This window comes from Ferruginibacter profundus (assembly GCF_054783275.1).
Map to the genome: position 1 here is coordinate 1,003,473 of NZ_BAAGQW010000001.1, position 23,879 is coordinate 1,027,351.

Annotated in this window: 20 protein-coding genes; 16 read left to right on the forward strand and 4 right to left on the reverse strand. The window is 41.9% G+C overall.

Translation table 11 applies throughout. From position 1 onward, the window contains the following. Positions 1 to 39 precede the first annotated feature (39 nt). Positions 40 to 5,613 (reverse strand): T9SS type B sorting domain-containing protein, encoded by a 5,574-nt coding sequence (locus ACYVM0_RS04215; protein WP_460552936.1) that lies wholly within the window; start codon positions 5,611 to 5,613, stop codon positions 40 to 42. A gap of 278 nt (positions 5,614 to 5,891) precedes the next feature. Here ACYVM0_RS04215 and ACYVM0_RS04220 point away from each other — a divergent pair, with 278 nt between their 5' ends. From ACYVM0_RS04220 to ACYVM0_RS04260, 9 genes are all read left to right on the forward strand, one after another. Next, positions 5,892 to 6,344 carry an Hsp20/alpha crystallin family protein gene (locus ACYVM0_RS04220; RefSeq protein ID WP_460552939.1) on the forward strand — a complete coding sequence of 151 codons (453 nt, stop codon included), beginning with the start codon at positions 5,892 to 5,894 and terminating at the stop codon, positions 6,342 to 6,344. A gap of 213 nt (positions 6,345 to 6,557) precedes the next feature. Further along, complete coding sequence (locus ACYVM0_RS04225; protein WP_460552942.1) at positions 6,558 to 6,989, forward strand: DUF1801 domain-containing protein; 432 nt, start codon at positions 6,558 to 6,560, stop codon at positions 6,987 to 6,989. A gap of 28 nt (positions 6,990 to 7,017) precedes the next feature. Further along, positions 7,018 to 7,569: a hypothetical protein gene (locus ACYVM0_RS04230; protein WP_460552945.1), complete on the forward strand. Its 552-nt coding sequence runs from the start codon at positions 7,018 to 7,020 to the stop codon at positions 7,567 to 7,569. Positions 7,570 to 7,723: 154 nt separating this feature from the next. Next, on the forward strand, positions 7,724 to 8,320 hold the full coding sequence (locus ACYVM0_RS04235; protein ID WP_460552948.1) for a dihydrofolate reductase family protein: 597 nt from the start codon (positions 7,724 to 7,726) through the stop codon (positions 8,318 to 8,320). Between the two features lie 271 nt (positions 8,321 to 8,591). Next, positions 8,592 to 9,692 carry a CARDB domain-containing protein gene (locus tag ACYVM0_RS04240; RefSeq protein ID WP_460552951.1) on the forward strand — a complete coding sequence of 367 codons (1,101 nt, stop codon included), beginning with the start codon at positions 8,592 to 8,594 and terminating at the stop codon, positions 9,690 to 9,692. Between the two features lie 121 nt (positions 9,693 to 9,813). Next, a complete protein-coding gene (locus tag ACYVM0_RS04245) occupies positions 9,814 to 10,932 on the forward strand; it encodes a D-TA family PLP-dependent enzyme (RefSeq protein WP_460552954.1) in 1,119 nt (372 codons plus the stop codon). A gap of 50 nt (positions 10,933 to 10,982) precedes the next feature. Then, positions 10,983 to 11,864, forward strand: a complete 882-nt coding sequence (locus tag ACYVM0_RS04250; protein WP_460556290.1) for a helix-turn-helix transcriptional regulator — start codon at positions 10,983 to 10,985, stop codon at positions 11,862 to 11,864. A 65-nt stretch (positions 11,865 to 11,929) separates the two neighbouring features. Beyond that, a complete protein-coding gene (locus ACYVM0_RS04255) occupies positions 11,930 to 12,352 on the forward strand; it encodes an ester cyclase (protein ID WP_460552957.1) in 423 nt (140 codons plus the stop codon). Positions 12,353 to 12,547: 195 nt separating this feature from the next. Then, entirely contained in the window at positions 12,548 to 13,180 is a 633-nt protein-coding gene (locus tag ACYVM0_RS04260; RefSeq protein ID WP_460552960.1) for an outer membrane beta-barrel protein, read from the forward strand. A 106-nt stretch (positions 13,181 to 13,286) separates the two neighbouring features. On the opposite strand, the gene ACYVM0_RS04265 is transcribed toward ACYVM0_RS04260, so the two are convergent. Next, positions 13,287 to 14,051: an oxygenase MpaB family protein gene (locus ACYVM0_RS04265; RefSeq protein WP_460552963.1), complete on the reverse strand. Its 765-nt coding sequence runs from the start codon at positions 14,049 to 14,051 to the stop codon at positions 13,287 to 13,289. A gap of 154 nt (positions 14,052 to 14,205) precedes the next feature. Here ACYVM0_RS04265 and ACYVM0_RS04270 point away from each other — a divergent pair, with 154 nt between their 5' ends. The 4 genes from ACYVM0_RS04270 to ygiD all read left to right on the forward strand — a co-directional run bounded on the left by ACYVM0_RS04270 (position 14,206) and on the right by ygiD (position 17,063). After that, positions 14,206 to 14,571 (forward strand): SnoaL-like domain-containing protein, encoded by a 366-nt coding sequence (locus ACYVM0_RS04270; RefSeq protein ID WP_460552965.1) that lies wholly within the window; start codon positions 14,206 to 14,208, stop codon positions 14,569 to 14,571. A 96-nt stretch (positions 14,572 to 14,667) separates the two neighbouring features. Beyond that, complete coding sequence (locus ACYVM0_RS04275; RefSeq protein ID WP_460552967.1) at positions 14,668 to 15,489, forward strand: AraC family transcriptional regulator; 822 nt, start codon at positions 14,668 to 14,670, stop codon at positions 15,487 to 15,489. Between the two features lie 96 nt (positions 15,490 to 15,585). Then, positions 15,586 to 16,161 carry an ester cyclase gene (locus ACYVM0_RS04280; RefSeq protein WP_460552969.1) on the forward strand — a complete coding sequence of 192 codons (576 nt, stop codon included), beginning with the start codon at positions 15,586 to 15,588 and terminating at the stop codon, positions 16,159 to 16,161. An 11-nt stretch (positions 16,162 to 16,172) separates the two neighbouring features. Next, positions 16,173 to 17,063 (forward strand): 4,5-DOPA-extradiol-dioxygenase, encoded by an 891-nt coding sequence (ygiD, locus tag ACYVM0_RS04285; protein ID WP_460552972.1) that lies wholly within the window; start codon positions 16,173 to 16,175, stop codon positions 17,061 to 17,063. Between the two features lie 82 nt (positions 17,064 to 17,145). On the opposite strand, the gene ACYVM0_RS04290 is transcribed toward ygiD, so the two are convergent. Further along, positions 17,146 to 20,373 (reverse strand): toxin-antitoxin system YwqK family antitoxin, encoded by a 3,228-nt coding sequence (locus tag ACYVM0_RS04290; protein ID WP_460552975.1) that lies wholly within the window; start codon positions 20,371 to 20,373, stop codon positions 17,146 to 17,148. Between the two features lie 122 nt (positions 20,374 to 20,495). On the opposite strand from ACYVM0_RS04290, the gene ACYVM0_RS04295 reads away from it, so the two are divergent. The 3 genes from ACYVM0_RS04295 (at position 20,496) to ACYVM0_RS04305 (ending at position 22,326) form a co-directional block, all read left to right on the forward strand. After that, positions 20,496 to 21,128, forward strand: coding sequence for a class I SAM-dependent methyltransferase (locus ACYVM0_RS04295; RefSeq protein WP_460552978.1), 633 nt, complete (start codon positions 20,496 to 20,498; stop codon positions 21,126 to 21,128). Between the two features lie 132 nt (positions 21,129 to 21,260). Further along, on the forward strand, positions 21,261 to 21,998 hold the full coding sequence (locus tag ACYVM0_RS04300; protein WP_460552981.1) for a hypothetical protein: 738 nt from the start codon (positions 21,261 to 21,263) through the stop codon (positions 21,996 to 21,998). A 103-nt stretch (positions 21,999 to 22,101) separates the two neighbouring features. Beyond that, entirely contained in the window at positions 22,102 to 22,326 is a 225-nt protein-coding gene (locus ACYVM0_RS04305) for a CDGSH iron-sulfur domain-containing protein (protein ID WP_460552984.1), read from the forward strand. Between the two features lie 101 nt (positions 22,327 to 22,427). Here ACYVM0_RS04305 and ACYVM0_RS04310 read toward each other — a convergent pair whose 3' ends face one another. Next, on the reverse strand, positions 22,428 to 23,861 hold the full coding sequence (locus tag ACYVM0_RS04310; RefSeq protein WP_460552987.1) for a hypothetical protein: 1,434 nt from the start codon (positions 23,859 to 23,861) through the stop codon (positions 22,428 to 22,430). Positions 23,862 to 23,879: the final 18 nt, after the last annotated feature.

Genomic DNA, 23,879 nt, shown 5'->3' on the forward strand with positions numbered 1-23,879 from the left:
CTTTGGGCCTAATCGGTTTGTGCAAACTACAGCTATTGCTTACCGCAACAACATTACCGTGCCTTTAAGCTGCACTTTATTACCTGTAGCGGTGGCACTGATGATATAGGTATACGTACCCATCGGCGACCTTACTCCCCTGTAAGTACCGTTCCATCCGTCATTGATATCAGCAGTGCGGAATACCTCGTTGCCATAGCGGTCAAATACACTGAAAGATACCAGGGTAAAAGGCGTACCGGGCGGTACACGGAATACATCATTCTGCCCATCACCATCAGGCGTAAACGAATTGGGTATATAGAAGCCATTGAACACTTTTACCTGCAGGTTTTTACTGGTGCTGCAATTGTCGGCTGATATTACCTGCAGCGTATAGGTAGTGGTTACAGCTGGCCCGGCAACAGGGTTAGTAATAGCGGTGTTACTAAGCCCGGTGGCAGGCGTCCATAAATAAGCAGCTATATTACCGCTTACAACAGCATTCAGTTGCACGGCATTGCCGGCCAGCAATGATGGTGCTGCCGGATTAAAACTGATGACAGGATTAGGGTCTACAGTAATGCTGATGATATTTGAATTTGCCGGTACGGTATTGGCGCAGGTGTTGGCGGCATTGATGTCGCAACTTACCTTATCGCCGTTGGCGAGGTTATTGGTTGCATATACCGGGCTGTTGGTGCCGGTACTGGTGCCGTTTATTTTCCATTGATAAAAAGGGGTGGCAGCGTTGTTAACCGGCGTGGCTGTAAAAATAACCGTGGTGCCCTGGCAGATACGGTTGGCAGTAGCACCTATACTAACTGATACGGGTAGTGGCACAATAATATTTACAGGTATAGTATTGGAAAGTACTGTTGCCGGTGTGGCACATGCAGCGTTGGAAGTTAAACCAACCTGCACCACATCGCCATTGTTAAACAAACTGTTGGTAAAGGTGGCCGCATTTGTTCCTGCATTTACGCCGTTCACTTTCCATTGGTATGTTGGTGCAGTGCCGCCATTTACCGGTGTTGCCGTAAAGCTTACGGGTGTGCCGGGGCAAACCGATGTGGCACTGGCCACAATACTTACTGCAGGAGTAACAGGGTCGGTTACACTCATAACCACTGCATTGGAGCTTACGGTGGCAGGTAGTGCACAGGCTGCATTGGAACTCAGTTGCACCGTGATGATATCGCCATTAGCCATCAATGTGCTGGAATAGACCGCTGCATTGGTACCTGTATTAACCCCATTGAGTTTCCATTGAAATACGGGAGCCGTACCGCCGTTTACTGCAACAGCAGTAAAGCTTACCAGGCTGCCCTTACAAATGCTTGCTGCCGGGCTGGCACTAATGCTTACCGACGGCGTAAGGTTAGCATTTACCTGCATGGTAATGGTATTGGATATAGCTGAAGTGCTGCTGATACAGTTGCCGCCGCTGATAGTAATATCGCAGGTAATAGTATTGCCATTGCTTAATGTAGTGCTGCTGTAGGTACTAAGGGCTCCGTTTTGCACTGTGCTGCCGTTGATCTTAAAATTATAGTTGACTGTGCCACCGCCGGTATTAAAAGCAGTAGCAGTAAAGCTAACGGCTGTGCCCTGGCAAATAATATTACCCGGTGCGGCCGCAATGTTTACCGCAGGCGTTTGCGGTGCAGCAACCACCATTGTAATACTGTTAGAGCTTGCCGCAGCCGGATTGGCACAGGGTAAGGTCGACGTCATACTTACGGTTACATTATCTCCATTTACCAGGGTATTGGTTGAAAACACAGGGGAATTGGTGCCTGCATTTACACCGTTTACCTGCCATTGATATACAGGTGCAGTACCACCATTTACCGGTGTAGCCGTAAACGTTACCATGGCGCCGGTACAGGTAGTGGTGGTATTGGTCGTAATGCTTACACCGGGTACAAAGCCCGCCCCCACCGTTACAGCAAGTGCAGCAGGGTTACTAAAAGCGCAGCCATTAAAAGCTGTTACGGTTACGTTGCCGGATGTTGCAGCCGGCGGAAAATCCACCGTAATAATGGTATCTCCCTGTACGCTGGTAATAATGGCTCCCGGCGGCACCGTCCACGTATAATAGATGGCCCCTGTTGTTGGTGGTATATGGTATTGCACCCCGGTTTGCCCCAGGCACACTGCAGCAGGCCCGTTGATTGGCGCAGGATCGCCAAGCGATGGCAATGTACTGAAACCCCAGCCGCTGTTGCCGCCCAGGTTAACAGAATTGTAGGCGTTAAAAATAGCGCCCCCCGATGCCGCAATATCACGCAGGTGAATATTATAACCGTTTACCGTACCCGATGTTTTAGTAACAGACGAAGATGATCCTGGTGTGGCGGATTGTAAAATAATATAGGCCGTACAACTTCCCTGTACCTGCCACCTGCCCGTTATTGTTTGTTGTTTGTTTTCTTTTAAGGTATAGGTATAGTTGGGCGTAAAGCTGAGGTTGTTGAAATGATTATTACCGTAGAGATCCCCGTTCTTATTAAATACGGCATCATTGATGGTATTATTATCATAGAGCACCGCATTGGATGCAAAACTTACGTTATGAAAGCTGTTATTATCAAAAATAGCAGCGCCTGTGGCAGTGGCATTGGTGAAGTTGAGATCATAATAAACAAAACCGCCCCCAATAAAAGAAACCGGGCTAAGCCCTCCCCCCGTTGCATTTACAACTGAAGTGCCGCTGTTTACAGTAAGCCCGGTGGGTATACTTACATTCCAGCTGGTAGGCCCCGACAATGTAAAAACCGAAGCCCCCATATTTAATGTACGCTGGCCAGTAGTACTGGAGTTAAAAGTAATTGCATTTACTGCTTGCCCGTTGGTATTTAAAGTGCCGCTATACAGGTAGATCGTATTATTACAGCTCAGTGCATCCAGTAAGGTCCACCCACCTGTGCCGTTAAAACTTACCGAATTAATAAATGACCTGCCTGCAGTGCTGATCGTTTGTGCTGCTGCAGCCGCTTCAAAACTTACCGGCCCCTGGAACAATTGATTCATACCTGCCGAAAGCACCAGCGATCCATATATTTTTAATTGATTGGCCACTGCGCCTGCAAGTGTGGGTGTATTGGCCACACCCGCCCAGGTCATATCCCTGCAATAGGCCGTGGGTGTATTTATAAAAGTGGTTTGTGCGGCAACGGTAAAGGAATTGGCATCAAAGAATACATTATCCAGCGGTGTTGGCGAACAGCCCGATGGTGGCCCGCCACTGCTTAGCGACCAGTGGTTGCCATCATTCCAGTTACCCCCGTTACCTATCCAGTAAAGATTTCGTGGCGTGGCGGCATTTATCGTCCACCCGGTATTGTTACCCAGGTTGATGGAATTATTAGCCGTAAATACAGCGCCGCCTGCAGTATTAATATCCTGTAGTGCAGCAAACGAAATTGTTACTGCCCCCGGTGGATGGCTGATGGTAGCCTGGCTGCCTGCAAGTAATGAATTAATGGTGATCAGCGCTCCGCAGTTACCCGTAGCCGTTAATATGTTGTTGACAGTTTGTGTTTTACCCTCCCGTAAAGTATAGGTATAGCCGGGTGTAAGCACCAGGTTATTGAAAACATTATTGTTGTAGATGGTAGCTTTTTTACTGAATACTACATTGTTGAATGTATTGCTGTTGTTGATGACGCCATCAGAAAGAAAATTGACATTGTGAAATGCATTATCGAAAGAAATATTGCCGCTGCCGTTGAAATTAAGGTCATAGTAAGTTAGTCCGCCACCGTTAAATGTAGCATTGGCAGCAAGCGCATTAATAACAGATGTACCGCAGTTAAGCGTGAGGCCCGACACATACCAGCAGGTGCCACCGTTTAAATTAAAAACAGAAGCCCCCATATTAAGTGTTTTACTGCCTCCCGTTAATGAATAAATGGCTGCCGCATTTACGGTATTGCTGCTGGTATTAAGTGTGCCGCTGTTAAGGCTGATCACATTGCTGCAGGTGAACGCATCCTGCAAGGTCCACAAGCCTCCCACCCCATTAAAGTTTACGATATCATTAAAAGCTTTTCCTGCCGAGGTGATTGTTTGCCCCGGTGTTACCGCTTCAAAACTAACCGGGCCGGCAAAAGATTGTGTCATATTACCGGTAAATGCCAGCGACCCGTATATCTTCAGCTGGTTGGAGGCCGAACCATTAAGAACGGGATTATTAGTGGCCGCAGACCAATCCATATTATTGCAATAGGCCGTAGGAATGTTGATGGTGGTGGCTTGTGCCGGCAGTGTAAAGGAGTTGGCATCAAAGAACACATTATCTGCAGGTGCCGGTGCACAACCCGAAGCTGCTCCCCCGCTGGTTAAGGACCAATGATTACCATCGTTCCAGTTGCCGGCATTGCCAATCCAATACAGATTTTTGGGTGCACTTACATTCAGCGTCCAGCCTGTATTGTTGCCCAGGTCAACCGCATTATTAGCAGTAAATGCAGCCCCGCCGGTTACATTCATATCTTTCAATACTATAAACGATACGGTAACTGTACCCGGCGGATGACTGATGGTTGCCTGGCTTCCTGGTGCAGAAGAATTCAATGTGGTCATGGCACCGCAATTGCCATTTGCTGTAAGTGTGCCACTGATGGTTTGGGTCATCCCGTCTTTAAGTATATAATTATATCCTGCGGTAAGCACCAGGTCGGTAAAGCTATTGTTGCCTATCAGTGAACCATTTTTTGCGAAAGTAAGCTGGTTGAAATTATTATCATTAAATACAGACCCATCCGCCGCAAAGCTTACGTTATGAAAACTGTTATTGTCAGAAATATTTCCACCGGCGTTCAGGTTAAGATCATAATAAGTAAGGTTGCCGCCTGCAAAACCGGCATTGGATGCTGAAACATTTATGGTGGATGTTCCGGAATTAAGGGTAAGCCCGGCAGAAGGCGAAACATTCCAGCAGGCCGGGTTGGTAAAAGTAAATACCGATGAGGTCATGTTGAGTGTACGGGCAGTACCGGATGTAGAAGTAAACTGCGAGGCCGACACCGGCTGATTATTGCAATTGAGCGAACCGCTGTTTAAAACAATCCCTGATAAACAGGAGAAAGCCGCCAGCAACGTCCATGAACCACCTGCTCCGTTAAAAGATACTGTATTGGAAAAATTTTTACCTGCCTGGTTTATCGTTTGCCCGGCACCGGTAGCTTCAAAACTAACTGCACCGCTGTATGTAAAATTCATTGCCGGAATAAGTGTAAGCGACCCGTATATTTTCAACAGGTTGGCGGTTGGCCCGGCCAGTGTGGGAGTATTGGTGGCCCCCGTCCAGTTCATATTATTTACCAGGCTGGTAGCCGAATTAAGTGTAACCACCTGCCCTGCTGCCGCAAATGAATTGGCATCAAAGAACACATTATCCAAAGCGGTAGGTATCTGTGTGTGTAGTACAGCACCTCCTGAACTGGTTGCCCAGTGATTCAGGTCCGTCCAGTTACCTGTTCCGCCTATCCAATAGTAATTTAATGCCCTGGAGCCCACCGGCAGAAAAAAAAGAAAGGCTGATATGCAGATAAATGTTCTGATAGCTGGTGGTATTTTTTGCAGTTGTATACCTGCTAAGATACATATACCGGCTTGCTTTTGCAAGGCAGATGCTGCATTGTTACGCCCCGCCCGCCCCCTGTGCTGAAAATGGAAATGGTTTTAGCAAGATGGCATTTGTGAACAGGTATACTTTGGTAAAAGGCCAGCAATGCCACTGCTTTTGTTTGATACAGAAAGACAGCAATTCTGACCTTTTACCCTGACAATTTTTTCGTAAAAAAAGACAATTTTTCATTTTTAAAATACCGGAATTGCAATGGCATACCAGTTGATATTTACCTTTTGAAATTTATTTTTTAACCATTAAAAAGGAGGTAATTATGACACTCGTAAAAAGAAATGGAAATTTATTAAATCCATTCCCCATGCTTTTTGATGATTTCTTTAACAGGGACGTATTTAACTGGAACAGTGCCAATTTTTCTGACACTAACACCACTATCCCCGCAGTTAATATTAAAGAGACAGCAGAAAGTTATGAAGTTGAAGTTGCTGCACCCGGAATGACAAAAAAAGATTTCAAAGTGGAGTTAGACGGAAACTCATTAACAATCAGTTCCGAGAGAAGTAATCAAAAAGAAGAGAAGGATGGAGAAAGATATTTCCGCAAGGAATTCAGTTACCAGTCTTTCCAGAGAACTTTTAATTTGCAAAAAGATGTAGTGGATGTTGATAAAATTGAGGCCAGGTATGATAACGGGCTGCTGCATCTTGTGATCCCTAAAAAAGAGGAAGTGAAACAGAAACCACCAAGATTAATTCAAATTGCTTAATTACCAGCTTCCTCTTTAAAAAGTTGCCCTTATACGGGCAACTTTTTTTATTTATTGCATGGGTGAGCAGCTACGTTTATAATTTGCCTTTGCAGAATAAATTAAAATACGCATCTTTAATAAGGCAGTGGCAATTGGTATTTTGCAAGTACCAGCGGCTGAAGGCAGGGCTATACTATCCCGGAATTAAACACCTGTAATTTTATATTTTATATGAATGTACAAGAAGAGATCAAAGCGTATATTAACAGCCAGCCTGCAGCCAAAAGCAGCGACATGCAAGCCTTGCACCGCAACATACTGAAACTGATGCCGGCATGTAAAGTATGGTTCCTGGATGGTAAAAACAGTGACAATAAAACGGTATCTAATCCTAATATCGGTTATGGCGTTCAGCACATACAATATGCGGATGGCACCACCCGGGAGTTTTACCAGGTTGGTATGAGTGCCAACACTACCGGAATTTCTATCTATATAATGGGTATTAAAGATAAAAAGTACTTAGCCACAGCATATGGAGAAAAACTGGGCAAGGCTAGTGTCAGCGGATATTGCATTAAATTTAAAGCACTGAAGGATATAAACATTAAAGTACTTGAAGCGGCAATACAATACGGGGTTAAGGCTTCACAACCACAATAGCACTGCCTGCAACATGCGAATCCTGTACATGATATTATTTATTTGCGTAGCGTCCTGCACCCAAAAAGCAAAACGCCCTGCTGATGCACACAACGTAACTGGTAAACCTGTTACAAAAGATACTGCAGTGCCTGTTGCTGAAATTGACAGGGATAATAGCTGGGTACCTTTTCATACTAATTATTCGTTTGGTAAATTGCCTGCCAAAATGATTACAGGAAAACTTGCCCAACCCGATTTTAAAAGTGTTGCGTATGGAAATGAAAAAGGGTTCAGTGCATTTTTGCTGGAGCGCCTGAAAGATATGCCAATAAATTTTGGCGGACGATACACTATCGTTGAAAAATCCTGCGGTGCCATGTGTGCTTATTTTTATATGGTAGACAGAATAACGGGAAAGATTTTTGTTTTTCCAACTGAAGGTGATGGCAAATGGGGATACCGGTACCAGCCGGGCAGCAATTTATTGGTTGGCAACTCGGAGTTGCTGAATGACAGTATGAATAGGTACCTGGACCAATGGCAAATAGTGCCGGAGTTTTATAAATGGACCGGAACAAGGTTTGCAGCTTTACAATAAACAGTGAACGGTATTATTACGCACACCTGAAAATAATAAACAGTTCCCAATGAATTACCGGGCCATTCAATTTATTTTGTGTGGAATCAAGTAACCGCATTATATTACAACAGTAGCAGGTAACCAATCATAAACAACCATAAAAACAAAATATATGAGAAAGATCATTTCATTTATGCACCTGTCGCTCGATGGTTTTGTGGCAGGGCCAAACGGAGAAATGGGCTGGATAAAAGTGGATGAAGAAATTTTTGACCATGTAGGTAAGCGTATAGGCGAAGGCGATACTGCCCTGTACGGACGGGTAACCTACCAGATGATGGAGAATTACTGGCCTGCTGCCGGCACAAAGCCCAATGCAACCCAACACGATATTGATCATTCAAAATGGTATAACAAGGCGCACAAAATTGTATTGTCGAAAACAATGAAAGAAGACGGCGCCTCCGCAGCACCGGCAGGTTTGACCAATACCACTATTATCAGCGATAACCTTTTGGAGCGCATTACGGCAATAAAACAAGCGGACGGGCCAGAGATACTGCTTTTTGGGAGCCCCCGGGCAACACATTCACTGATGCAGCTCAACTTAATTGACGGCTACTGGTTATTTGTTAACCCTGTAATTCTCGGGCAAGGCATTCCATTGTTTAAGGATATCAAAGACAAAATAAAACTGCAACTATTAAGTACCCGGCAATTTACCAGTGGTGTAACGGAACTGAATTATGTAGCGGACAGGCAGGAATAATACATACTAACATGAACAGTTAAAACAATCCGGTTAATATCATCATCCTTTAATTTCTCTGCTTTGCTGTAGTTAGTGCGGCAGTTATAACCGGTAATGGTAAAAGATAATTATTGCATTCCGGCCGGTGAAAGCACCTACCAGGGAATAAAAAAAACTCCAACCCTAAAACCCCGTGTAACGCAAAAATTCCTTTATTCAAAAATCCCTTTTTTACAGGATTGAAAACCGGGATTTACCATTGCATTTTTACAGCATAAAAAATGTTGTAATGAAAAAAGTCCTGATCATAAGCAGTTGCATCTTATACGCCTGCAGCAGTGCATTGGCGCAAATTCAAAAAATTGAAAGGCCGGCAATAATAAAAAAAGTGATGCCGCCACCTCCTCCCCCTGCTTTACCTGCAGGAAAAGATCTCAGCATAAGTATTAAAAGTTTCCAGTACGACCCGGCCAATGGCGGCGCTATTCATGTTACCTATGTGGTAAAGAATAACGGTGCCGATGCTTTGGACCTGAATAATGTAACGGTACAGGGTTATATTGATGATCCTGTTACACTGCCTACCGCCACACCACCGGATTACCCGTTGAATGGTAAGAATTATTATCCGGCCGGCGGGTATTCCCTGGCTACTTTTTCTACCATACTTAATGGCGGGCAGGAAAAAGAAAATGCTATACATTGTTTTAACCTGGCCAAATCGCATTATTTTAATTCGGCCAGTAACTATACTTATATCCTGGTGGTTGACAAAGCCAATATCATCAACGAAACAAACGAAAACAACAATTCAGTAAACTGGTTATTCAGGGGTTACCAGGGTCAATACAATCCATCGGTAGATCCATCGCAGTATTATCTTACCGATGCATTCATCACCATAAAAACCGGCGCCGATAATAAAGAGAAAGAATCTGAAGTAGGCATCCGTGTTATTCCCAGTTTAATAAAAAACCTCAGCAACGACGATCATAACGAATTCATGAAAAAGATTGCCAAGAATGAGCTGGAGTTTTACCCCAATTCGCCACGCACTTTACCATTGGGCCTTTTTATGGCCAGTACCTATATGATCACCAACCCGCCCACCAGTCTTGCTTCTTTCAGCCTCAACGGGTTAGGTACGGTAATAGAGTATAAAGCCAATATTTTTACCGATGCCTGGAAAATTGAACAGGTAGAACTGGTGTTGCATTTTAAAGATGCCAATGGTATTTATCATCCCACACAGGGTGTAAAAACCATACAATTCAATATGCCGGCCAATACTTTTTTAGATGGCTTTGCCAAACATTACCTGGTATGCAAGGCAGATGCAGCGCTTAACCCGGTGTCGATAAAAGTGATCGATAAGTTATCGGCTTACTGATGTGCTTATTGAAGTCCTCCTTTGTTTCCGTTAATTATTGTGTACCAGAAGGGTTATAAAGCTGGTACCCAAAAAGCCGAAAAGGATTTTCAGCGTACTTATCTGTATTACATTTGCTGTTATGAGCAATACTAAACAATGGTTTCACCTTGCTGATGCAACAACAATTGATTCTCCTGCCCTGCTGGTTTTTCCGGAAAGGGTGCAACAAAATATTCAGACTGCCATAGCAATGACCGGGGATGTAAAGCGGCTACGCCCCCACGTTAAAACACATAAGTGTGCCGAAGTTACCGCAATGATGACAGCGGCAGGCATCCGCAAATTTAAATGTGCCACTATTGCCGAAGCAGAAATGCTGGGTATGGCCAATGCAGAAGATGTACTGCTGGCTTACCAGCCTGTTTGCCCCAAACTGCAACGCTTTATCCAGTTAATAAAAAAATATCCCGGCACTTTATACGCCTGCCTAACCGATAACGCAGAGAGCGCAGCAGTGCAAAGCAAAGCCTTTGCTGCAGCAGGGCTTACCGTTCCTGTTTATATCGACCTGAATGTGGGCATGAACAGGACCGGCATTTTGCCCGGGTCAGCAGCTTTGGAATTATACCGGTTTTGTGCCACTGCACCCGGAATGAAGATACAGGGCTTACATGCCTATGACGGGCATATTACTAACCCATATTTTGAAGAGCGGGAAAAAGAAGCCGATGCCGTTTTTGCTAAAGTTGCAACGCTTGTTGAAAAAATTAAAGCCGATACATTACCTGAGCCAACCATCATTTTAGGAGGCTCACCTGCTTTCTCTATCCATTGCAAGAGGCCACAGGTAGAATGCAGCCCCGGTACATTTATTTACTGGGATAAAAGTTACCTGGAGAATTGCCCCGAGCAGCAATTTATACCGGCGGCGGTATTGATCACCAGGGTAATTTCTTTGCCTGGCCCGGGATTGATCTGTACCGACCTCGGGCATAAATCTGTTGCTGCCGAAAATGAAAAACCGAAAAGGGTTTTCTTTCCGGAACATGAGCATTTAACTGTATTATCACAAAGCGAAGAACACCTGCTGTTACAAAATAATACTACAACAGTTTTTAAGCCCGGAGATCTGTTGTATGCAATTCCCTGGCACGTTTGCCCTACGGTGGCCTTATATGAGCGTATCAATATTATTAAAGAGGGAAAAGCTGTGACCACATGGAAAAATATTGCCAGGGACAGGATGATACCGGTGTAGGTTTTAATGCGGGGCGCTGCCCGAATTAAAGAAAATACCTAATTTTAGTGATGCAAATATTTCATTTACCTGAAGATATTTTTGGTGGCGGGGAGCAAAGCAGCAATGGCATACTATTTTACAATTATGCAGCACCGTTAGGTTCCTTTAAAGGAAAAAGCATTTTAAGTAAAAATGCCATCAGCCTGGTGCTGAGTGGTGAAAAGACGATGCACTTTGCTGCAAAGACCGTAAAGGTCAACCCCGGAGAATTCCATTTTCTTTCTGCCGGCAATTGCATTGTTTCGATGAAGCTGGATGAAAGCATTCAGTTTAAAAGTATATTGCTGTTTTTTGATAACGCGGTACTGCAAAAATTCTATAGCAAGTATCATGACCTTGTTGCTGCATTTACCGGCAAACAAAAGCTAAGCAGCGAGCCTTATCTTGCTTTTAAAAAAGACGCTTTTGTGGTACATTTTATTGAATCCCTACAGTTGCTTTTTAAGCAAAAGACGCCCGTGTCGCCTGAAATGAAACAACTGAAATTTGAAGAACTGATGTTACATCTTTTAGAACGGTACCCTGATAAAATACTGGCCTTTCAACATGAAAAACAAACCGGTTTTGATGATATGGCAATAAGGAGAGCTGTAGAAACCAATATTACCAATAACCTGGCCCTGGAAGAACTGGCATTTTTATGTAATACCAGTGTATCAACTTTTAAAAGGCGCTTTGTAAAAATATACGGCACATCCCCTAATAAATGGATATTGCAGCAAAGAATGGAACTGGCAAAGGACTTGTTATTGCACCATAATGAAAAGCCGGGAGAAGTATTTTATAAAGTGGGTTACGAAAATCACTCCAGTTTTACACAATCCTTTAAGCAAACTTTTGGCACCACTCCCAAAGCATTCCAGCTACAACATTTGAACTTTCAGCAATAGTTTTTGAACGGATAGCCCTACTGCAGGGTTGAGCTGCAGTGTAGTTTTGCCGTAAAATTAAAACTATGCAATCCACTACAGAACAAAACAAAAACACGGTCATCCGTTTTAACAAAGAGTTTATTGAAGGAGGCAATATTGAAGCCTTTAATGAAATCATTGCCGGTGAGGTATATAATCATTCGGCGCCTCCCGGTTCTTCCACCGGTCCCGACGGGATGTTTCATTTTTTACAACATATTTTACGGGCAACCTTTCCGGATATAAAAGTGGAAATACTTGACCAGGTAGCTGAAGGCGATAAAGTCAGCACCCGTAAGGTTTTTTATGGCACCCATACGGCCGGCCTGATGGGCATTGCTGCTACCGGAAAAAGGATCTCCATTAATGTGATTGATATTATCAGGCTTAAGGATGGAAAATATGTTGAGCATTGGGGGGTGAGTAATTTTGCAGAAGTAATCAGTGAATTATCTGGCAAAAAATAGCCGGGCAAAAATAATATGCTGCAGTATTCAGGTACTGCATTGATAATTATAAACTACACTGCTGTTAAAAAAATATATAAAGATACAATTATCTTTTATTATTTACCCTGCCGGAAATCATGTAAACCTGTGAATGTTTTCATCGGGTGAAGCTGCTGCTGAAAATATTTTTGCTGCAAAATAAAATTAAAAAATATGAGAAAAATTATTGCAGTGGCATTTTTAGCAGTGGTAACATTGTCGGCAAATGCACAAAAGAAAGGATTACAGGGTACATGGTTTGTAACATCACAGGTGGGCTACCAGCAAACCAAGTCGGGAAATGATAAGAGCACCAATTTTATGGTATTGCCAATTGCAGGCAATTTTATATCTCCATCAGTGGCAGTAGGTGCTGCAGTAGGTTATACAAGTATTAAATCAGAAACCGGTTCGGTTACCCATGCCAATACAGGTTTACTGGTGGTGCAACCATTGGTAAGAAAATACTGGAATGTAACCGGTGGCTTATATTTTATGGGGCAGTTAGCCGTTCCTGTAATTACTGGTAAAGAAAAACAAAGCGATTTAAAAGTAAGCCAGTTTGGTGTGGCGGCTTCCGGCGGATTTGATATGATACTGGGTAAACATTTTTCAGTGGAATTCTCTTATAACCTGGCCAATGTATCTGTAACCACCTTAACACCAAAAACAGGAGATAAAACTACCGTCACAGATTTTGCCTTAGCTCATGTGGCTAATGTAGACGCTACATATAACGGCGCATTGGGTGGCAGTAATCCAACACTTACCACTCCTCTTGCCTTTGGATTTAAGTTTTTATTCTAACTGATTCTTCCAATACAAAAAAAGCTACTCTTTGCAGAGTAGCTTTTTTTGTAAACTGGCGGTTGTCTCCAACAGGCGTTCATAAATAATAGCAGGTGCCATCATTTTACTCCTGCTTTACATCCAGTTCATTAATCTGATCTTTGTAATCAGCAGGTAACAAAATATTTTTTAACAGCCAGTCCATCTTCATCAGCCTGCTGACCTTATACACGGGTACTACGGGTGTAAGAAAAGAAAAATCGCTAAACTGCAGCAACTCTTTTACCCTATCCGGTACCACCAGCTTCTGCCCTTCTATCAAAACCTTAAACCTCATGGCGCCAAGGTGTTTTTTATATTGCTTAAAAAGATCTTCGGTGTATTTACTTTTTTGCAGGTCCTGCAGTAAATGCTCCTTTTGTACCGGCAGCCATTCGGTGTAAGTAAGCGGCAATGCTTTTAATCCCATCCTGGCACCCACACGATAAAAGACATTGAATACTTCTTCTTTTTCCTGATCACTTAATTTCTTTTCCAGCAGTTCGTAAGATGCAATAGAATAATGAATGAGCATAAACAATACATCGCGGTAAGCCCAGTCGGGTATGGTGGCGCCACGGTTTTGTTCTACTGCAGTATGTATCTGCCGCATGGTATCAATGGCTTTATTGGCATCCTCCATTGGCGAAAAAACAATCCTCCTGGCATACCGCACAGTAGAGAATAACCTGCCTAAGGGATCGGCAGGCAGTTTGCCCGTAAAGTACAACCAGTCTACTGCTTTGTTAAGGGCAAATTCTGCAGCTGCACCTGCAAAAATAAAAAGTATGGTATCGCTCTTGCCCCATATTTTTCTAACGATAGAGTTTTTTTCAACAAAGTATTGCATAAGGTAAAATTAGTTGCTCTAAGGTACACCTCATTAATGCTTCAATACACCGGTCATTGCTTTTTTAACTTTATAAATAATTTTCGTTCTGCTGACATAGGGCTGTCATTCCTCCAACTCATCTTTACCATATCAATAAATTAAAAAAGTAATTATGACAACACAGGAAGTAGCCAACCGGTACTGCGAATTGGCAAAGCAAAACAAATGGCCGCAAATATTAGATGAACTCTGCAGCCCGGATTTAGTAAATAAAGAACCGCAGCATGTTATGGCAAGAGGCATTGCAATAATTACCAAAGGACTGGATGCGATAAAAGCCAAAGGCATTGCCAACAGGGAAAAGATTAAAACCATTCACAGTCAGCATTGCAGCGAACCATTGGTAGCCGGTAATTTTTTTACGGTGGTATTGGGCAGGGATATCACTTTTAAAGGTATGCCGCGGATGAATAAGGAAGAAGTAGCTGTTTTTGAATTAAAAGACGGCAAGATTATTATGGAGCAATTTTTTTATTGACCGTTCTATTGTTGACCCGGTACATTTTTAGCGCAGGCAGTTGATTACTGCCTGCGCTGCTGTTTTAAAGTTAATTTTATTGTACTTTTAATTGGCATGACGCAATCTTTCAACATTATAAAATTAACACCGGAACTGGCCAGGCAATATGCCGGTACACCTTCCCAACCACACCGGCATAATTACGAAGAGATAATAATTGTTGCTAAAGGAAGCCCGCAGCACTTTATAGATTTTAATAAGGAAACCATAACACCGCCATTGGTTATTTATGTGGCCCAGGGAAAGATACACCAGTTTTTGCCTGATGTGAATACCGAAGGCTGGGCTATACGGTATAAGAATGAATTTATTCCGCAAAGCCGTTTTCATTTCTATTCTAATTTTTCTGATAATATCAATTATACGTTTGAAACAGATAATTGCCTGGACAAATTGAACGGCCTGTGCCACATGATGCTGGATGAATTTAAGCAACCGCAGATCAATTACACGATGATCAAACATCTGTTGCTGGCATTATTATCTAAACTGGAAGAAGAAGGTAAACATCGTTTCCGGCAGGAAAGTGCTTCCAGTAATACCCAGCTGATCTCTTTCAATAATTTTTTAAAAATACTGGAAGAAAATTTTAAACGTCCGGAAGGGGTGGAATTTTATGCCGGCAAAATGAATATGTCGGTACGCAACCTCAACCTTATATGCCATGCCATATTTAATAAAAGTGTTTCAGAAATTGTAGAAACCAGGAAGCTGATAGAAGCCCGGCAATTATTACTCAATACCGATCTTTCCATTTCGGAAATCGGCTACGAGCTGGGCTATAATGAAAAAGCTTATTTTACCCGTGTATTCACCAAAAAAACGGGCCTCACCCCTACCGACTTCCGCCAGCAGATGTCGTCCATGCTTTCCTAAAAGTGCAACAGGTTTACCTGAAAGTGTAACCATACCGGCGGTTTATGGCAGCACCTTTGTGTTATCAATTTAAACCATCAAATAAAAAATTATTACATGAAACAGACAGCAACATTTGCCGCAGTAATTGTTACAGCAGCAATACTTACATTTACCGGTTGTACAGGCAATAGCAACGGTGTAAGTCAATCAACAATTGACTCATTAAAAAAACAGATCGTAACATTAACTGCAGGCAATGAAAGTATTGCAAAGAACCTGGTTACATTCGACACACTGGATTACACCGTTTTCAGTAACCAGCAATGGACCAGGTTACATGAAAGCCATGCAAAAGATATTAAGGTAAACTGGCCCGACGGACATTTTACCACCGGTATTGATAAACATATTGAAGACCTGAAAGCGATGTTTGTATACGCACCCGATACCAGGATCAAAGAACATCCTATCCGTTTTGGATCGGGCAATTATACTGCTGTAACAGGTATTATGGAAGGTACTTTTACCAAACCTATGCCGATAGGTAATGGTAAATTTATTCCACCAACCGGTAAATCTTTTAAATTGCCAATGGCCACCATTGGTATATGGAAAGATGGCATCATGATAGAAGAATCATTGTTCTGGGATAACCAGACCTACATGAATCAATTGGGATTAGGCAAATAATGCAGTTAACCATGAATAGAAAATCATTTTTACAATCCTTAGCACTTACAGGTATGGCAGGCGCTACAATGCAATTCAATAAACTGAGTACACTTACAGCTCCATTAAACAACACAACGCAAATGCCCGTGCTGTTTATGGGGCATGGCAGCCCGATGAATGCCATTGAAGAAAATGAATTTGTACAAGGTTTCAGGGATATAGGAAAAACAATTCCAAAACCCAATGCCATTCTTTGTATTTCGGCACATTGGGAAACAAAAGGCACCTTTGTAACTGCTATGGCAAAGCCGCAAACCATTCATGATTTTGGTGGTTTTCCGCAGGCTTTATTTGAGGTGCAATATCCTGCACCCGGCGATCCTGCACTGGCAAAGGAAACCAAAACTATCATCACAAAAACCGCGGTTGGCCTGGATGAAAAATGGGGACTTGACCATGGTGCATGGAGTGTGATAAAACACTTATACCCTAACGCAGATGTGCCCGTAATACAAATGAGCCTGGATTATACACAAGCGCCGCAATATCATTACGGGCTGGCAAAGGAATTGGCCAGCCTGCGCAAAAAAGGTGTTTTAATCATTGGCAGCGGCAATATGGTTCACAACCTGCGTATGATTGCATGGGATAAATTAAATACTTCGGGTTATGGTTACGATTGGGCTATTGAAGCCAATGATAAAATGAAACAATGGATCTTAAATGGCGATCATCAGTCATTGATCAACTATAAAGCACAGGGCAAAGCTTTTGAACTGGCCATTCCCTCGCCGGATCATTACCTGCCTTTGCTGTATACCATGGCGTTAAAAGAAGAGAATGAAAAAGTGAGTGTATTTAATGATAAAGCTATTGCAGGTTCATTAACTATGACATCGGTAAAAATCGAAAAGGCGTAAATAGTACATGAACAGGCATCCCCTTGTTTTGACAGTTATAAAAAATGCGCCCGTTTTAAACGGGTGCTTTTTTATAACAATATCAATTTTCCCTGCGATGAAAATATAAGATTACCATCGGCTGATTATAATTATCCCACCCTTGCTGCCTGCTAAAAACACTAAACCCGGCTGCAATCAATTTTTCTTTTAACGATAACTCCGTAATGCCTAAAGCAGTTTGGGGCACTTTAATACAACCATTGATCTCTTTGGCATCAACAATTACTTCTGATACAGGAATTTTTTCCTGCACCCCCGGCAAATGCATGGTTCCTTCTTTTATTACCACACCCATAAAATGCTTAATGTATTCATCCAGGTCTGCTTCAGTGTGACGGTACATGTCTTCCTGCAGCACTTTAAAATTTTTGTAATGTGCAGGATAGTTAAAAGCGGTGAAGGGTTCCTCTTCATAATTATTCCTGCCACGTTCTGCCTTGCCCAAAGCATAGCGGAAATGCTGCGGTTGTATCCAGGCCCCTGTGTTGCTGATGGTGAAGGCCGGAGCACAATAACCTAATACATCTGTTGACGGTATAGTAAAATTATCAGCCGGGTAAGAGTGGTAATCAGCCTTAGCAAATTTTATCAAGAACGGGGCTGCTACAGGCTTTCCGTCGCGTAAAATTTTTTTACCGTTAAAAGTATCACATGTGGCAATGAATGATGCAGGAAGATTAAGTGCTACAGTACCTGAATCCAGCTCTGCATCAATTGAACCGAATAGTCGTTCTTCAATATACTCCGGCTCTTTTGAAGCAAACAATTTTCGGAAGATCGTCAATATTGCCTCCCTGTTGGTACTGTCTGTCATTAAAACTTTTGCTTCTGCAGGAAAGTAAGGGAGTACCCCATCAGCAAGTACCACTGAAAAATGCCGGTCGAATGAAATACGTCCATGTTCTGATTTATTATATTGCTCAACAGCTTTTGCCATCGCTTCTTTTTCTTTGTCTTCATCCAGTCTTGCAGCATTATTGGCAATCCCGTAATTCTGTTGCAGCAAATGGTAAAGCAATAGCGTATCACCGGAAATTGTTTCAAGCAGTTGCTGGTAATTCATATAATCCTCATTTCGGTCATACCCGGCAATGGCACGTTCTAAAAGTTGTGCCAGTGTAACAGGTTGCACCAGTTCTGTATCGTTATCATAATTGCGATACCACGCTTTAACTGTGTTAAGTTGCGCATGTTCTATTGTGATAAGTGAGCGGTTAATACCATGCATACAAGGCGTAAGGTCCAGGTACATCCCTTCTTTATCGATCCACAACTTTTGGTTACGTACTGCAATAATGGGTGATGGCGAACAGTAATTGCAGCGCACAAAGGTATACTTGTAGGCGGTATCCAGCTGAAAACGCCGCATCACTGCATTAATAGATTTGAATGGCATAAACGATTCTGACGGATTGAAGAATGACGGTCCGGGTATCTCCGGCATCGGGGTGTTGCAAAAACAATTGGGATAGTCCGGTGCAGAAACCTGTTCAATTCCTTTTACAAAATAGGTTTGAGCTGCTACGCTTCCATCAGCATTATAAGTTATCCATTTGCCTTCCCGGTATCCGTCAGTCATTAACCCTTCCATTTGTAGCTGTCCATCCGGGTACCATCGGTACTGTTTGCCATGTGCGTAGTTACCCGGCTTAAAACCGGCCACCCACTGGCGAGTTCCATTTTCGTAAAAACCTTTACTCGTGTATCCGCCGGCGGTATCATATAAGCGAATGGTTTTTACATTGCCGTTGTCGTAATATTCATACATATCCACGGCCTTGCTACCAATGTGCTTTGCATTCATATCCCTTAGCTTATTGTTACTGTAGTGATAGAAACGAAATACTTTTTCAACCGGGTCATATTTTGATGATACCAAAACGTTTCCCTGTTCATCGTATTTTTCCAGTTCATCATAATATCCGCCTCCCGTAAATTTTTGTACCGACAATAGCAAGCCCCTGGAAGAAAACATACGCCATATTCCGGTACGTTGATTATTTATATAGCTGCCCAGGGCAAGTGTATCTGTTCCATTGTCGTTCATACTAAGGTAAGTTCCATGCAAGCGCCCTTCTTTAAAATGTGCCCTGGTATTAAGTTTGCCCGTGGTATCATAAAACAATGCCAGGCCCGATAACAAACCATTTTTATAAAACACGTTGTATATAATACGCCCTTTATCATCATATGCTTTCCACTTTCCTATACGTATTTTATCAAACTTCCCTTTATAAAGATTATTATTTTGCTGCCCGTTACTAAAGTCGAATGAGCGGGAGTAATTGCCAAGCCTGACGGTTTCATAAGTAAGCCGGCCGGTTTCGTCATACCCGCTATTGATACAATTTTCCTGCGTTTTTACCATGCCATTTTCATAAAAACTAAGAGAAGGTGTGCTGCTGGCATTATTCCTGCAATCAGCATAATATTGCAAATGCCCATTGCTATACCATAAACGGGTAATGCCATCGGCAACGCCTGCTTTAAATATTTTTTCCGATTGTAACCTGCCGTTCTCATGCCATGTCCGCTGCCTGCCATCAGGGTAATTGGCTTTAAAATTTTCGTCAGACTTCAGGTGCGTATTATTCCACCACTCCAGCCTGCGGCCCGCTTTATCATACGAATAACCCGATTTACCTTTATCTATATATGCACCTGTATCTATCTTGCCCGATGCCTTGTACCAGGTGGTTTTAGATATATTATTGGTTCCGGGATTATTCTTACGTACGAAGTAGGTGCTGCCATTTGGATAAAACGTTTGATATAGCCATGGGGTATAACTTTCCCGCTGGTACATGTAAGCTATAGGTTTTCCCTGGAAATTTGGTGGAAAAAAGTAGATGCCGTTTTTACCACTGTCCTTTCTTGCAAAAGACTTTGTTTTGATGCTTCCGTTAGTATAATACTCTGTATAACGTTGTGTTGTATCTTTTATCGAGGAGCGGAGTATATCCTTAATTTTTCCAGAAGGCATATAATTGATCAGCCAGCCTTTTTTTGCTAAGTACACCTGAACCTTTTTTCCTGTTGCATCTAATATAATAACATCTGATTGTGGCACATACCCTGTTGATAATGTCAGTACAACATCACACATCGGCTGCCCGTTAGCATGCCAGCACCTGATGCTGACGGTATTGCCTTTTGTTTGTGTAATGGTTTGAATGCGCTGGTATTTTACCCACCAGGTGGTATCAGTTTTTTGACCAAAGGATAGAATAGTGCAGCAGGTAAAAACAAACAGGTAAAACAGTTTCATATTGTAAAGATGCTGAATCATGTGAATATGCATATAAAGTATTGCTGTCCGTAGTTACAAAACTGCAATTAATTGTAACTTTAATCAGGCCACAACCTGCATTTTTAAAAACCGTAAGAAGAATGGACAGTTATCAAGAAACATTTGAAACCTGGAACAAAGTAGCATCGTTATACCAGGATAAGTTTATGGAGTTGCACCTGTATGATGCCACTTATGATTTTATTTGCGATTCCATCGCTGTTGAAGACGCTGCAATATTAGAGCTCGGCTGCGGCCCGGGCAACATCACCAGATACCTGTTACACAAACGGCCCGACCTTAAAATTCTTGGTACTGATATTGCGCCCAATATGATTGCCCTGGCACAAAAAAATAATCCCGCTGCAGATTTTGCTGTAATGGACAGCAGGGCCATCGATCAACTAAGCACGAAGTTTGACGCTATTGTAGCCGGTTTTTGTTTACCCTATTTATCACCTGCAGATAGTGAAAAATTAATTGCTGATGCCAGTACATTACTAAATGACCATGGCTTTATTTATTTAAGTTTTGTAGAGGGTGACCCGGAAACGTCGGGTTTTCTTACTGCCAGTACCGGCGACAGGACCTATTTTTATTATTATGACCTGGACAAATTAAAAGCACTGTTCATTGCCAATGGATTTGAAGTGCTGAAAATATTTAAAGTGGCGTATGAAAGATCAGCTTCGCAAAAAGAGATACACACGATACTTACAGCAAAGAAAAAATAAGCTGATATTATTTCCGGGCTTTACTACGCTTTCCTTTCAATTCATACATGGATTTATTCAATTCACACCTCCGGTTATTGTATGGCATTCAATATTTGTAGTTCTTAGCTTTCTCATTAAAACTGAAAAAACATGAACACACCAATTGAATTGCTCCGGCACCAGTTAGAGCAACAAAAAAAACGGGTAAACAGGCTACTCTTGTTTACTGCATTATTGGTATTGGTACTATCATCACAATTCCTTTTTTCATTTAAAGAAAATGATGATAACAGAATATTGCGGGCTAAAGGGATTGTAATTGTTGATGACCATGGAAGAGAAAGAATATTGATAGGTGCTACTCTGCCACAGGCGGTTAACAGGGTACGTACTGATACGGCAAGGGTAAGGGCACTATGGTCGCACCGTTTTGGAAACGCCGACCAGTACATGAAATGGTATAAAGATTATAATCACCAGGCAAACGGAATACTGATATTGGACGAACAGGGATATGATAAGGTTTGTTTAGGTGATGGTGTGCCTGATGCCAATATCGGCCAGCGCATTGGCAAACAAACCGGGCTTATTTTTTGTGATAACGAAGGTTTTGAAAGAGGTGGTATCGGCGTACTGAATGTAGGTGAAAAACAAAACCGTGTGGTAATGGCACTGGATGGAGAAAACGGAACCGATGCAACAGGTATTTCTGTAATGGAAGATGGCGAAACAGGTTTTTTTGCAGGAGGTAAGGGTTACCGTATGTTCCTGGGTGCTGCGCCAGCTGATGATTATACTCCCGAACCTCTTTTTGGAATGGTAGTGAATAAAAAAGGAAAGTCGTTATACAAATTAAATATGATGGCAGATACCGCGGCAAAAAAATAAATATATGCTTCCGCTGAATGCTGTTTTCTTTTTTTATTTATACATAACTAATATTAATTGCGGATAGTTTTTATTTTGTAAGTAGTTTTACAAAAAATATAAAATGTCTACAACAAAAATTACAGTTAACAATAACGGATCGTTGAAAATAGAAGGCGATTTTGAAGTGGTGGATAGAAATGGGGGTATATATAATTTACAAGGCAGGGAAGTTGTTTCTTTTTGCCGTTGCGGCCTTTCAAAGAATAAACCTTTTTGTGATGGTTCTCACAACGGGCATTTTGAACATGAAGCGGTTGCTTTTGACCTGCCGCCAAAGAAATCATGATCCTGGTTGATCTATTTCTAGAACAGTTCATTATAACGAATCCAAAATAGCAGTATAACTGGTAGATGCTGCAATATAGCATCCACCAGTTGTGCTGCTATTTATCTTGTTTCGGGGAAACCGATCAGGTTATCCAAAGCCATATCGCTTTTAGAATTAATGTGGCAAACAATCAGTTTTCTGGCATCCTTTACATATCCAAATACCTGGCAAAGATATTTTGGCCTTTCTTTAAGATAGGTCTCGTCGCCAATTGCATGAATGATAGTGTAATTTTTTATTTCAATATTATCAACAGGCAGTTCATAAATTCCATAGGAATCGCCGGCATTGATAAAGTATTTGCCATTGATGTTAAGCAACCCGAATGAGTGGTACACATTGGCCAGTGCATTGTTATCAGTTTTCAGGCTTTTTATGGTTTTCACTTCTCCTTCAAAACTCATGATGATCAGGTGAGCAGGCCCATACGTATAATAAGGCTCATCCATCGTCATAGAACTAAAGGCATTTACTTTTACCTGCCTTGTACCTGCCTGTACTTTTGCTTCGGTAAAAAGATGTATCTCATTATTCTGGAGAAATACATTAGTGATCTTAATTTCATTAATATCTTTCAGTGTATTGAATTCCGTAATGGTATTATTCTTTAATATTTTTCCCGATCCGATATCATACAGCATTATTTTTTCATAATCGCCTCTTCTCACTCCTTTAGCATCATAATTAAAATCAACCAGGTAATCCGACTGCCCTATTGATATAGCTTTGGGATCGTGCAGCATAACCGCTTCATCAAACTGTTTATCTTCCTGGCCGTTCTGTGTTACCACTATAAGATAATTAGATAACTTCATTCCTTTTGCAGCCCTTAATAATACTGCTTTACCGGAGTTGGTAACTGTAAAAGCACGGTCGTAAGATTTTTCATCCAGTGTTACTTCTTTATTCCATAGCACGGCAAGAGTGGCTGCATCCATCATAATAACATTATCCTGCAAAGCTTCTTTCCTTGATGGATCTTTTTTATTGATGATACCGATATAACGGCCATTACCTGAAACCTCCACTTCTGTTGTGCCCGATTTCATCGCCGATTCTATAGGAAATGAAACAACCAATGAAGTAGTGAATTTTCCGGTTGATTTGTCAAACACATATTTATAGATGTCCTTTTTCTTTTCTTTTCCCGAATAGCTTTCTGCAAAAACAACTACCTGCTTATTGTCCACTTCTTTAAAACCAAGATAATTATACAATGTGCCGGCATCAATTTTTTGAAACTCATACGTATAGGTATCGGTCAATTGATTCTTCTGATCAAATTTCCTGATGTTTATTTTATGGCTGCTCAACATACCATCTACCTGCGTAATAGTCATCAGGTAGCTGTTATATGTATCTAAAAGAATCAGTTGCGGATCAGATTCATCTTTAAGATTGTAAGCAAATTTTTCACCATTATCATATTTGATCTGCCCAAATGAAATGGTGGAAATACAAACAGCAAGCAGTATTAATATAGTATGTTTCATAAATTATTTTTTTAGTTA

Excerpts from the sequence above, each read along its gene's own strand:
- ACYVM0_RS04295 (WP_460552978.1), top strand. The coding sequence starts at position 20,496 with ATGGACAGTTATCAAGAAACATTTGAAACCTGGAACAAAGTAGCATCG.
- ACYVM0_RS04275 (WP_460552967.1), top strand. The coding sequence starts at position 14,668 with ATGACGCAATCTTTCAACATTATAAAATTAACACCGGAACTGGCCAGG.
- ACYVM0_RS04225 (WP_460552942.1), top strand. The coding sequence starts at position 6,558 with ATGAATGTACAAGAAGAGATCAAAGCGTATATTAACAGCCAGCCTGCA.
- ACYVM0_RS04305 (WP_460552984.1), top strand. The coding sequence starts at position 22,102 with ATGTCTACAACAAAAATTACAGTTAACAATAACGGATCGTTGAAAATA.
- ACYVM0_RS04255 (WP_460552957.1), top strand. The coding sequence starts at position 11,930 with ATGCAATCCACTACAGAACAAAACAAAAACACGGTCATCCGTTTTAAC.
- ACYVM0_RS04310 (WP_460552987.1), bottom strand. The coding sequence starts at position 23,861 with ATGAAACATACTATATTAATACTGCTTGCTGTTTGTATTTCCACCATT.
- ACYVM0_RS04250 (WP_460556290.1), top strand. The coding sequence starts at position 10,983 with ATGCAAATATTTCATTTACCTGAAGATATTTTTGGTGGCGGGGAGCAA.
- ACYVM0_RS04265 (WP_460552963.1), bottom strand. The coding sequence starts at position 14,051 with ATGCAATACTTTGTTGAAAAAAACTCTATCGTTAGAAAAATATGGGGC.
- ACYVM0_RS04240 (WP_460552951.1), top strand. The coding sequence starts at position 8,592 with ATGAAAAAAGTCCTGATCATAAGCAGTTGCATCTTATACGCCTGCAGC.
- ACYVM0_RS04280 (WP_460552969.1), top strand. The coding sequence starts at position 15,586 with ATGAAACAGACAGCAACATTTGCCGCAGTAATTGTTACAGCAGCAATA.
- ACYVM0_RS04260 (WP_460552960.1), top strand. The coding sequence starts at position 12,548 with ATGAGAAAAATTATTGCAGTGGCATTTTTAGCAGTGGTAACATTGTCG.
- ACYVM0_RS04220 (WP_460552939.1), top strand. The coding sequence starts at position 5,892 with ATGACACTCGTAAAAAGAAATGGAAATTTATTAAATCCATTCCCCATG.
- ACYVM0_RS04230 (WP_460552945.1), top strand. The coding sequence starts at position 7,018 with ATGATATTATTTATTTGCGTAGCGTCCTGCACCCAAAAAGCAAAACGC.
- ACYVM0_RS04235 (WP_460552948.1), top strand. The coding sequence starts at position 7,724 with ATGAGAAAGATCATTTCATTTATGCACCTGTCGCTCGATGGTTTTGTG.
- ACYVM0_RS04270 (WP_460552965.1), top strand. The coding sequence starts at position 14,206 with ATGACAACACAGGAAGTAGCCAACCGGTACTGCGAATTGGCAAAGCAA.
- ACYVM0_RS04290 (WP_460552975.1), bottom strand. The coding sequence starts at position 20,373 with ATGAAACTGTTTTACCTGTTTGTTTTTACCTGCTGCACTATTCTATCC.
- ACYVM0_RS04300 (WP_460552981.1), top strand. The coding sequence starts at position 21,261 with ATGAACACACCAATTGAATTGCTCCGGCACCAGTTAGAGCAACAAAAA.
- ygiD (WP_460552972.1), top strand. The coding sequence starts at position 16,173 with ATGAATAGAAAATCATTTTTACAATCCTTAGCACTTACAGGTATGGCA.
- ACYVM0_RS04245 (WP_460552954.1), top strand. The coding sequence starts at position 9,814 with ATGAGCAATACTAAACAATGGTTTCACCTTGCTGATGCAACAACAATT.